At 72.6% G+C, this 10,329-nt stretch carries 11 protein-coding genes; 4 read left to right on the forward strand and 7 right to left on the reverse strand.

Annotated elements, in window-relative coordinates:
- Positions 1–17 precede the first annotated feature (17 nt).
- Positions 18–296 (reverse strand): hypothetical protein, encoded by a 279-nt coding sequence (locus ACFPL3_RS37150; RefSeq protein ID WP_343941969.1) that lies wholly within the window; start codon positions 294–296, stop codon positions 18–20.
- Positions 297–373: 77 nt separating this feature from the next.
- Between ACFPL3_RS37150 and ACFPL3_RS37155 the strand changes: the two genes are divergently transcribed.
- Positions 374–2,335: a S9 family peptidase gene (locus ACFPL3_RS37155; protein WP_343941968.1), complete on the forward strand. Its 1,962-nt coding sequence runs from the start codon at positions 374–376 to the stop codon at positions 2,333–2,335.
- Between the two features lie 13 nt (positions 2,336–2,348).
- Here ACFPL3_RS37155 and ACFPL3_RS37160 read toward each other — a convergent pair whose 3' ends face one another.
- The 4 genes from ACFPL3_RS37160 to ACFPL3_RS37175 form a co-directional block, all read right to left on the reverse strand.
- On the reverse strand, positions 2,349–3,248 hold the full coding sequence (locus ACFPL3_RS37160; protein ID WP_343941967.1) for an amino acid ABC transporter permease: 900 nt from the start codon (positions 3,246–3,248) through the stop codon (positions 2,349–2,351).
- Positions 3,245–3,895, reverse strand: coding sequence for an amino acid ABC transporter permease (locus tag ACFPL3_RS37165; protein WP_343941966.1), 651 nt, complete (start codon positions 3,893–3,895; stop codon positions 3,245–3,247). Before ACFPL3_RS37165 ends, ACFPL3_RS37160 begins: the two co-directional genes overlap by 4 nt.
- Before the next feature lie 99 nt (positions 3,896–3,994).
- Positions 3,995–4,882 (reverse strand): glutamate ABC transporter substrate-binding protein, encoded by an 888-nt coding sequence (locus ACFPL3_RS37170; protein ID WP_343941965.1) that lies wholly within the window; start codon positions 4,880–4,882, stop codon positions 3,995–3,997.
- Between the two features lie 32 nt (positions 4,883–4,914).
- On the reverse strand, positions 4,915–5,643 hold the full coding sequence (locus ACFPL3_RS37175) for an amino acid ABC transporter ATP-binding protein (RefSeq protein ID WP_343941995.1): 729 nt from the start codon (positions 5,641–5,643) through the stop codon (positions 4,915–4,917).
- A gap of 172 nt (positions 5,644–5,815) precedes the next feature.
- Between ACFPL3_RS37175 and ACFPL3_RS37180 the strand changes: the two genes are divergently transcribed.
- Together ACFPL3_RS37180 and ACFPL3_RS37185 are read left to right on the forward strand one after the other, a co-directional pair.
- The gene (locus tag ACFPL3_RS37180; RefSeq protein WP_343941964.1) at positions 5,816–6,496 is read left to right on the forward strand and encodes a response regulator transcription factor; all 681 of its coding nucleotides are present in this window, start codon (positions 5,816–5,818) and stop codon (positions 6,494–6,496) included.
- Between the two features lie 7 nt (positions 6,497–6,503).
- Positions 6,504–7,943, forward strand: a complete 1,440-nt coding sequence (locus ACFPL3_RS37185; RefSeq protein ID WP_343941963.1) for a sensor histidine kinase — start codon at positions 6,504–6,506, stop codon at positions 7,941–7,943.
- Here ACFPL3_RS37185 and ACFPL3_RS37190 read toward each other — a convergent pair.
- On the reverse strand, positions 7,921–8,379 hold the full coding sequence (locus tag ACFPL3_RS37190) for an ABA4-like family protein (protein ID WP_343941962.1): 459 nt from the start codon (positions 8,377–8,379) through the stop codon (positions 7,921–7,923). The genes ACFPL3_RS37185 and ACFPL3_RS37190 overlap by 23 nt on opposite strands.
- A 9-nt stretch (positions 8,380–8,388) precedes the next feature.
- Positions 8,389–9,273, reverse strand: coding sequence for a hypothetical protein (locus tag ACFPL3_RS37195; protein WP_343941961.1), 885 nt, complete (start codon positions 9,271–9,273; stop codon positions 8,389–8,391).
- An 83-nt stretch (positions 9,274–9,356) separates the two neighbouring features.
- Here ACFPL3_RS37195 and ACFPL3_RS37200 point away from each other — a divergent pair, with 83 nt between their 5' ends.
- Positions 9,357–10,061, forward strand: coding sequence for a TetR/AcrR family transcriptional regulator (locus tag ACFPL3_RS37200; protein WP_343941960.1), 705 nt, complete (start codon positions 9,357–9,359; stop codon positions 10,059–10,061).
- Positions 10,062–10,329 lie beyond the last annotated feature (268 nt).

Consider the following 10,329-nt stretch of genomic DNA (forward strand, 5'->3'; position numbering starts at 1 on the left):
GGGGAGAGTCGCCTGCGTCAGCCGAGTGAGCGGCGCAGCTCCTCCAGCTTCGCCTTCGCCGCAGCTGCCCGCTCGGCCTCCTGCTCCTCCAGGCTGCGGCCCGCGGCGGTGCCTTCGGCCAGCTCGGTGGCCCCGAGCGACGTGGCGTAGCGGCCCTCGATCTTGTCGCGCACGTAGTCGAGGCTGGGCACGCCGTGCTCGTCGTAGTCGGGCGCGGGCGGGGACGGCGGTGCGGGCTCCGGCACGATCTGGGCCTCGATCGGCTTCTGCTGCGGCTCCTCCGGCGGCTCGGTCACGGCGGTTCCTCTCGCTCGTCGTCCGGGGTCGCCCACGCTACGCGCCGGCGGGTCCGCGGAGCGGTTAACGTGTCGACGTGACGATCACCGAGCTCCCCTACGGCTCCTGGCCCACCCCGATCACGTCCGAGTTGGTCACGGCGGCGGCGGTGCGGCTGGGCGAGGTCCGGGTGGACGGCGCCGACGTCGTGTGGGCCGAGGGCCGGCCCGCCGAGGGCGGTCGCACACAGCTCGTGCGCCGCACCGCCGACGGCGCCACCACCGATCTGCTCCCCGAGGGCCGCAACGCGCGCACCGCCGTGCACGAGTACGGCGGCGCGGCGTGGTGGGTCCGCGACGGCGTGGTGTGGTTCACCGACTGGGCCGACCAGCGGCTGCACCGGCTGGAGCCGGGCGCCGAGCCCAAGCCGATCACCGCAGAGCCTGCACAGCCGCGCGCCGACCGCTACGCCGACGGCGACGTCTCACCGGACGGCGCCACCATCGTCTGCGTGCGGGAGCGGCACACCGGGCCGTCGGCGGCCGACGTGCGCAACGAGGTGGTCCGGCTCGCGGCCGACGGGTCGTCCGAGCCGGAGGTGCTCGTGAGCGGCCCCGACTTCGTCGCCGCGCCCCGGCTGAGCCCCGACGGCACCACGCTGGCCTGGCTGCAGTGGGACCACCCGTCGATGCCGTGGGACGACACGCTGCTGATCGTGCGCGACCTGGCGTCCGGCGAGGAGACCGTGGTGGCGGGCGGGCCGGGCGAGTCGGTGCTGGAGCCGCGGTTCGAGCCGGACGGGTCGCTGCTGTTCCTGTCCGACCGCACGGACTGGTGGAACCTCTACCGCTGGACGCCGGGCTCCGACATCGCCCCGGTCGTGCGCCTCGACGCGGAGATCGGGGTGCCGTCGTGGGTGTTCGGGTCGGCCCGCTACGCACGGCTCGACGACGGCCGGATCGTGTACGCGCGCCGGCGCGAGGGCCGCGACGGGCTCGCCGTCCGCGAGCACGACGGCGGCCTCGTCGACCTGGACGTGCCCTTCTCGGCGGTCGCGGCGGTGCGCGCGGCCGGGCCGGACACGGTGGTCGTGGTGGCGGGCACCCCCACCGCGGAGCCGGGCGTGCACCGGGTGGACGTCACCACCTCGGCGATCGAGACCCTGCGGGCGCCGCGCGACCTCGGCCTCGACCCGGAGCGCATCTCGCAGCCCGAGCACTTCACGTTCGACTCGGTGAACGGCGCGGGCGAGCAGCGGCGGGCCCACGCGCACTTCTACCCGCCCACCTCGCCGGACTGGCGCGGCCCGGAGGGGGAGCTGCCGCCGCTGCTGGTGGAGATCCACGGCGGTCCCACCTCGTCGGCCACGCCGGTGCTGAGCGTCGGCGTGCAGTACTGGACGAGCCGCGGCTTCGCGGTGGTCGACGTGGACTACGGCGGCTCCACCGGGTACGGGCGCGCCTACCGGCAGGAGCTGCTGGGGGAGTGGGGCGTGATCGACGTGGCCGACTGCATCGCGGCTGCCCGCAGCCTCGCCGCGAAGGGCCGCGTCGACGGCGACCGGCTGTGCATCCGGGGCGGCTCGGCGGGCGGGTTCACCACGCTCGCCGCGCTGGCCCGCGACGACACCCCGTTCGCCGCGGGCGCCGACCACTTCGGGGTGGCCGACCTGGAGGCGCTGGCCGCCGACACCCACAAGTTCGAGAGCCGCTACCTCGACCGCCTCGTCGGGCCCTATCCGCAGGCCCGGGACGTCTACGTGGAGCGGTCCCCGATCCACCACGTGGAGCGCTTCACGCGCCCGCTGATCGTGCTGCAGGGGGCCGAGGACGAGGTGGTGCCGCCCAACCAGAGCGAGATGATCGTCGACGCGCTGCGCGCCCGCGGCACCCCGGTGGCGTACCTGCTGTTCGAGGGTGAGCAGCACGGGTTCCGGCGGGCGGACAACATCCGCCGGGCCCTGGACGCGGAACTGTCGTTCTACGCCCAGGTGCTCGGGTTCGAGCTGCCCGCGCAGGAGGGCATCGAGCCGGTCGTCGTGGAGAACCTCGGCTCCTGACGCCGCCGGCGGCTCAGCCGCCCGCGGTCGCCTGACCGGCGCCGACGGGAACGGGCGCGGCCGGCGTGGCCGGCGCCTTGCGGGCGCGCGAGAGCCGCCGCTCGACGTACTCGGCCAGCTTGCCGAGCGAGTAGTTGAGGATGATGAAGATCACCGCGACGACGAAGTACATCTGGAGCGGGTTCCGCGTCGTCTGCACGATGATCTGCGCCTCCCGCAGCAGCTCGGGGTAGCTGATGATGAACCCGAGCGCGGTGTCCTTCAGGATCACCACGAGCTGGCTGATCAGGGCGGGCAGCATCGTGCGGAACGCCTGGGGCAGCAGGATCATGCGCAGGCCCTGCCAGCGGGTGAGCCCGATCGCCGACGCCGCCTCGGCCTGACCGCGCGGCAGCGAGTTGACCCCGGCGCGGATGATCTCGCCGATGATCACCATGTTGTACAAGGTCAGGCCGATGACCAGGTAGAACAGAGTGTTGGTCTCGCGGCTGACGTTCGGCAGCTCCACCCCGATCTCGGGCAGGGCGCGCGCGGCGAAGAAGATCAGCACGACCACGGGGAGGCCGCGCAGGAGCTCGACCACGCCCACCACGAGCCACCGGTAGGAGGGCGCGCTCACGAGACGGGTGACCGCGATCAGGGTGCCGAGGACCAGCGACGCCACCACCGCGAGCGCCGCGGCCATCAGCGTGTTGCGCAGGCCGAGCCCGATGAGCAGCGCCCACACCTGCGGCATCGCCTCGTCGGTGGGGTCGATCAGCGGACCCCACTTCTCGGCGCTGAACTGGCCCTGGGCGGCCAGCCGCTGGATGACCACGGCGGCGATGGCCAGCAGCACGACCACGGCGAGCACCGTGCCGATCAGGGTGCGCCTGCGCGCCCGCGGCCCAGGAACATCGTAAAGAGCACTCATCGGGCGATGGCCACCTTCCGTTCGAGGTAACCGAGCAGCAAGCCCGCCGGGATCGTCAGCACGAGGTAGCCGAGCGCGACGCCGATCAGCACCGGGATGGCGGCCTCACCCAGCGATCCCGTGAGCTGGACGCCGGCCGAGTACAGGTCGCCGCCCACCCCGACGGCCCCGACGATCGCCGAGTTCTTGATCATCGCGATGAAGACGTTGCCCAGCGGGGGCACGACCGTGCGGAACGCCTGGGGGAGCACCACCTCGCCCAGGGTCTGGCCGAACGTCAGCCCGATCGAGCGGGCCGCCTCGGCCTGGCCGGTGGACACCGAGTTGATGCCGCTGCGCAGCGCCTCGCACACGAATGCCGAGGTGTAGAGCGCGAGCCCGACCACCCCGAACCAGAAGAACGGGGCGTTGATCGCGATCTCCGGGAGCCCGAACGCGATCATGAACAGGACCACCGAGAGCGGGGTGTTGCGGAAGCAGGTCACCCACCCGGCGCCGAGCGCCCGCAGGGGCGGCACGGGGGAGACCCGGCAGCCGGCCATGATCGTGCCGAGCACGAGCGCACCGACACCGGAGTACAGCGAGATCTGCAGGGTCGTGAGCACGCCCCACCAGTAGAGCCCGGCGTGCTCGACGAGAACGTCCACCGCGGCGCCACCCCTCTCCGATTTGACGGCAGCAGGTCGAACGGGGCCGGGGCGCCGACCCGGGTCTCGCGGTCGGCACCCCGGCGGATCACGCCTCGATCAGGCGCAGGGAGCGAGCTCCGGCAGGCTGGGCGTGGTCACCTCGGCGATCGAGCCCGCGGTGGACTCCCAGGCCTCGGTGTAGGCGCCGCTGGACTGGGCCTCCTGCAGCGTCTGGTTGACGAACTCGCAGAACGCGACGTCACCCTTCTTGATGCCGATGCCGTACGGCTCCTTGGTGAAGGTGTCGCCGGCCAGCTTGAAGCCGCCGTTGGAGTCGGCGATGAAGCCCAGCAGGATGACGTTGTCGGTGGTGACGGCGTCGACCTGGTTGGTGCGCAGCGCGTCGGCGCACTTGGAGTACACGTCGAACAGGGTCAGCTGGCTCTGGTCGATGTACTTCAGGATCTCCTGCGACGGCGTCGACCCGGACACCGAGCACACCCGCGTGCCCGCGGCACGCAGCGAGTCGGGCCCGGTGACGGTGGTGTCGTCGCTGCGCACCATCAGCGCCTGGCCTGCCTCGTAGTACGGCCCGGCGAAGGTGACGCGCTGCTTGCGGGTGTCGTTGATGGTGTACGTGGCCACCACCATGTCGACGCGGTCCTGCTCGATGACCTCCTCGCGGGTCTGCGACGGGGTCTCGACCCACTCGATGCTGTCCTCGGCGATCCCGAGCTTCTCCGCGATGATCTTGCCGATCTCGACGTCGAAGCCGGCCGGCTTGCCGTCGAGGCCCTGCAGGCCGAACCCGGGCTGGTCGAACTTGGTGCCGATCGTGATGGAACCCTGCTGGGCCAGCGTGGCCATCGTCGAGCCCTCGGGGAAGGCGGGCGCCTCGGCGCCCCCGCCGCCTGCAGGGCTGCTCTCGCCGCCACCGCCACAAGCGGCCAACGTGAGTGCCGCCACCGCGCTGACTGCGGTGACGGTGAGCCGGCGAAATCGCATGGAAACTCCTGAATCGTCCGAGTTCAGTGGGTTCAGTGGGTGAGGATCTTGCCGAGGAAGTCCTTGGCGCGATCGGTGCGGGGGCTGGTGAAGAACTCGTCGGGCGCGGCGTCCTCGACGATCTCGCCGTCGGCCATGAACACCACGCGGTTGGCCGCCCGCCGGGCGAAGCCCATCTCGTGCGTGACCACGAGCATCGTCATGCCGTCCTTGGCCAGGGTGATCATCACGTCGAGGACCTCCTGGACCATCTCCGGGTCCAGGGCCGACGTGGGCTCGTCGAACAACATCACCTTGGGCTTCATCGCGAGCGCCCGGGCGATGGCGGCGCGCTGTTGCTGACCACCGGAGAGCTGGGCGGGGTACTTGTCGCGCTGGTTGGCGATCCCGACGCGCTCCAGCAGCGCCAGGCCTTCCTTCTCGGCGGTGGCCTTGTCGGCCTTGCGCACCTTGATGGGGCCCAGCGTGACGTTCTCGAGGATCGTCTTGTGGGCGAAGAGGTTGAAGCTCTGGAACACCATGCCGACGTCGGCGCGCAACGCGGCGAGGGCCTTGCCCTCCGCGGGCAGTGACTTGCCGTCGACCTCGATGGTGCCGCTGTCGATGGGCTCGAGCCGGTTGATCGTGCGGCAGAGCGTGGACTTGCCGGACCCCGACGGGCCGAGCACCACGACGACCTGGCCTGCGCCGACCTCGAGGTTGATGTCGCGCAGGACGTGCAGGTCGCCGAAGTGCTTGTCGACGGACGCCATGCGGATCATGGGGGTGTCGGTCACGATGCCGCCTCCACAGCGGGCGGAACGTCGACGATCATGCGGGGCCTCCGGGCATGGCGGGACGCTAGGGCGCGGTGAGGCGTCCAGTCCAGCACCTTGAGCAAGCCATAGGGTTGCGCTCCGATAACGCTCTCGGACGCGGGGGAGGATGGGAGCCGTGCACATCCTGCTGGTGGAGGACGACGACCGGGTAGCGGCCGCGCTTCGACCCGCCCTGCACCGCCACGGGATGCGCACCACCAGGCTGGCCGTGGGCCGGGGTGCGGAGGAGCACCTCGCCGACGTCGACATCGTCCTGCTCGACCTCGGCCTGCCCGACATCGACGGCGTCGACGTCTGCCGCGCGATCCGGTCCGTCAGCGACGTGCCGGTGATCGTGGTGTCGGCCCGCGGGGAGGTCGACGACCGCATCCTCGGCCTGCACTCCGGGGCCGACGACTACCTCGTGAAGCCCTACGACATCGGCGAGCTCGTGGCCCGCGTGCACGCGGTCTACCGGCGCCGCAGGATCGCGGCGCCCACCGGCCCCCAGGACGTGGTCGAGATCGACGGCGTCCGGGTCGACCTGCACGCTCACTCCGTCACGGTCGACGGGAAGCCGATCAACCTCACCCGCAAGGAGTTCCAGGTGCTCGCGCTGCTCGCCACCGCGGGAGGTGCGGTGTGCACCCGCAGCCGGATCGTGGCCGAGGTGTGGGGGCGGTCGTGGGCGGGCGCCAACCGCACGCTCGACGTGCACGTCGCCACCCTGCGCACCAAGCTGGGCAGGCCGGAGTACGTGCAGACCGTCCGCGGCGTGGGGTACCGGCTGGCCGACCCCGCCGCCGACCCGGAGTGACGCCGCGATGGCCGCCCGCCTGCTGGTGATCGTGCTGTTCCTGGTGGGGCTGCTCGCCGCCGGGCTCGGCGTGCCGCTCGCGCTGTCCTACGCCCAGGCGCGCCAGCTGGCGATGTTCACCGACCGGCTCACCGACACGATCTTCTACGCCTCGGTGGCGGAGCGGCCGATCACGCAGGCCGACACCACGGGCCTGGCCACCGAGCTGGAACGCTACGACGAGGTCTACGGCGTTGCGGTGCTCGTGCTCGACGAGGACGGCCGGCTCGTGGCCACCTCGCGCCAGCCCCCGCCCGTCCTCGACGCCGACGCCCGGGAGCGGGTGGAGCTGGCGCTCGCCAACCGCCGCTCCGAGGTCTACCCGCTGCTCCTGCCCTGGGACGAGCGCCCACTCGTGCTCGCCGAGCCGGTGCTCGTGGACACCGAGGTGCGCGGCGTGGCCGTCACCATCTCGCCCACCGACGCCCTGCGCGCCGAGGAGCTGCGGGTGTGGTCGCTGGTGGTGGCGGCCGGGCTCGCCGCGCTCGCGCTGGGCGTCGTCGTCGCGCTCCCGATCGTGCGCTGGATCCTGCGCCCGGTGCGCCGCCTCGACGAGGGCACCGACCGGGTGGCGGCCGCCGTGCTCGCCGGGGCCGACCCCGAACCGGTGTCCGACGGGACCGGGCCCCCGGAGCTGCGAAGGCTCTCGGCCTCGTTCGACCGCATGGCCGCCACCGTGGCGCAGGCCTACGCCACGCAGCGCGCGTTCGTCGCCGATGCGAGCCACCAGCTGCGCAACCCGCTCACGGCGCTGCGCCTGCGGCTGTCGAACCTCGACGGGCACGTCGACGAGGTCGCCGCCGAGGACCACGCCGCCGCACTCGAGGAGGCGGAGCGGCTGTCCACGCTGCTGGACGGGCTGCTCGCCCTCGCGCGGGCGGAGCGCACCGCACCACCGGTCGTCGCCGACGTCGATGTGGGCGTCGAGGACCGGCTCGACGCCTGGCGGCCCCTCGCCGAGCACATGGACCTGCGGCTGGTGCGCGGCGGCGCCACCGGGCTGCAGGTGGTGGCGCCGGAGGGGGCGATCGCGACCGTGCTCGACGCCGTGCTGGACAACGCCGTCAAGTTCGCCCCGGCGGGCAGCGAGATCGACGTGCGCACCGCCTCCGTGAATGGCCGCGTGGAGATCGCCGTGCGCGACACCGGCCCCGGCATGGCCCCCGAGGAGCTCGAACGCGCCACCGGGCGGTTCTGGCGCAGCCCGGGGCAGAGCAACACCGAGGGGTCGGGGCTCGGGCTCGCGATCGCCGCCCGCACCCTCGAGGTGGCGGGCGGCGAGCTGGTGCTCGAGCTGCCGTCCGGGGGCGGGTTGCGGGTGGTGGCGCGGTTCCCGCGCTCGGCCGAGCAGGGCGACGACGGCTCCGACCCGCAACTCGACGGGTTCACCGCGCCGGGGCCGCACTGAGGTCGAGCGTGCCGCGCCGCCGGGGGAGCACCGCCCGCAGCAGCAGGTGCGCGAGCAGTCCCAGCGGCGCCAGCATGATCGTCAGCACCAGCACGGGGGCGGTCACCAGCGGGTGGACGCCCCGCTCACGGCTGTCGAGGTAGATGAACCGGCCCACGAACAGGTCGAACGCGATGAAGTGCGCCCAACCCGCCGCGGCGCCGAGCGGCGTGCCGAGCAGTGCGGCGATGCCGGCGAGCTCGGGCGAGGCCACCGCCGCGAACACCGTGGAGAACTGCGGCAGCACCAGCACCGCGTAGACGAGCGCCGGGGGCACGGCGATCAGCGGTGAGGCCACGACGCGGCGCGTCACCGTCCAGCCCGGGGCGAGGATCATCAGCGCCCAGAACGGCGCCGCGAGCGGGAACGCGAGGGCGAACAGCAGCTGCGGGTCCACGGGGCCTCCTCAGACGGCCGCGGGGACGGACGGGCGGCGCAGCGCGCCCGCGAGCGCCCCTGCCGTACCGAGCAGCAGCGCGGCGAGGGCGGCGAGGGTGAGGGCGTCGGGGGCGAGCAGCGCCTGCCCGCGCAGCGCCTGCCACGTGAGCAGCACCGTCAGCGCGGCGTAGGCCGCGCCCGCCACCTGGACGACGCGCACGCGGGCGGTCTCGTCGAGGCGGCCCGGGGCGAGCGCGGTGAGGCCCGCGGCGAGCAGCGGCAGCAGCTGCAGGGCGTGCATGCCGACGAAATGCGCGACCCGCAGGTCGCCGCCGGTGGTGCTCCAGCCGACGAGGGGCAGGCCGGGCCCGCCGTCCGCCACACCGACGGCATGGCCGTCGTTCGCGGAGAGGAGGAACCCGACGGCCATGCCGGCGAGCCCGATGACCAGGCCGAGGTGCACCGCGGTGGCCGTGACGCGGTCGTCGCAGCGTTCGCGCAGGAACCGCAGCGCGATCGCCAGCGTCGCCAGCCACACCACCGTGATCATCGCGCCCATCAGGGAGTAGAGCGCGATGTCGAAGGCGCTGTCGGTGTTGTAGTGGCTGCGCACCCCGCGGGCCGCCTGCCCGACGATGATCACCATCTCGAGGACGAACCCGGCGGCGATGATCCAGCCGGCGGCTTGCATCACCCGGCCCGGGAGACGGGAGAGCATCCAGGCCAGCGCGGCCGAGTAGAGCGTGATCGAGAGGGAGAACTTGAGCGGCTTGAACCAGAGGGGGGCGCCGAGCAGCTCGCGCTGGTCGACCACGGCGAGCGCGAGCGTCACGAGGGCGAGGGCCGCCATCAGGATCGCCACCGCGTAGAGGCCGGGGTGCCCCCGTCGGGCGTCTGCGAGAACCGTGCGCATCGCTACTCCTGCCTGACACTGTTAGTCTGTGCGAGCAGTGCCAGTATCGAGATGCTGCCTAACACTGTCAAGGAGAACTGTCGGTGTCAGTTGAAGGGTCGGTCAGGGCGCGGCGACGGGCCGAGACCGTGCAGGAGATCAAGGCCGCCGCGCTCGAGCAGCTGGCCGAAGGCGGCCCGGGCGGCCTGTCGCTGCGCGGCGTGGCGCGGGCCGTCGGCATGACCGTCCAGTCGCTCTACCACTACTTCGACAGCCGCGACGAGCTGCTCACCGCCCTGGTGATCGACGGTCACCGCCGGCTCGCCGCCGCGGTCGCCGACGCGGCCGCGGCCACCCGCGGCCGTCCACAGGTCGAGCGGCTGTTCGCCACCTCCAACGCCTACCGGCACTGGGCGCTGGCCAACCGCCCCTCCTTCCTGCTGCTCTACGGCACCCCGGTGCCCGGGTACGCACCGCCGTCACGCGAGGAGGTCGTCGGCGCCGCGGTGAGCCTCGCCGAGCCCTTCCGGGAGGTCGTCTTCGACGGGTGGACGTCGGAGCAGCTGGCGACGATCCCGGTGCAACCGGGTGCCGAGCGGCTCGCCGAGGCCGACACCGCCAAAGTGGGGCTGCCGGTCGGTGCCCTCGCCCTGTTCTACGAGCTGCGCGCCCAGATGCACGGGCTCGTGATGCTGGAGCTCGTGGGCCACCTGGCGCCGCTGAACGACCTCGGCGAGGACCTGTTCCGCGGCATGATCGGCCGCTGGGCCGGCCACCTCGCGAGCCTGCGCGCGGAGATCGAGGTCTAGAACGTCTGGTCCTCGGCCACCCGCCCGGGAGCATGATCGTCGTTCCGGCGCGAAACCCGACGCGTCCCGTCGGGAAACGCGCCGGTTCACCGATCAAGGATTCACCGACCTCGACCACTGATCGAGTGCGGACTCACTCGTCTAGGGAGTGTCTGGTGGATCATGGAAGCCAGGTGAGCAGGGCTGCGAGGTGGAGCGCTCCGAGGTAGTTGCGGGCGTGCCGGTCATAGCGGGTGGCCAGTCCTCGCCAGTGTTTGAGCTGGCAGAA

Source organism: Pseudonocardia zijingensis (assembly GCF_042657305.1).
Taxonomy (GTDB): domain Bacteria; phylum Actinomycetota; class Actinomycetes; order Mycobacteriales; family Pseudonocardiaceae; genus Pseudonocardia; species Pseudonocardia zijingensis.

Bases quoted from the DNA above. Each gene is read 5' to 3' on its own strand.
- ACFPL3_RS37185 (WP_343941963.1), top strand. From the start codon at position 6,504: ATGGCCGCCCGCCTGCTGGTGATCGTGCTGTTCCTGGTGGGGCTGCTC.
- ACFPL3_RS37195 (WP_343941961.1), bottom strand. From the start codon at position 9,273: ATGCGCACGGTTCTCGCAGACGCCCGACGGGGGCACCCCGGCCTCTAC.
- ACFPL3_RS37160 (WP_343941967.1), bottom strand. From the start codon at position 3,248: ATGAGTGCTCTTTACGATGTTCCTGGGCCGCGGGCGCGCAGGCGCACC.
- ACFPL3_RS37175 (WP_343941995.1), bottom strand. From the start codon at position 5,643: ATGATCCGCATGGCGTCCGTCGACAAGCACTTCGGCGACCTGCACGTC.
- ACFPL3_RS37170 (WP_343941965.1), bottom strand. From the start codon at position 4,882: ATGCGATTTCGCCGGCTCACCGTCACCGCAGTCAGCGCGGTGGCGGCA.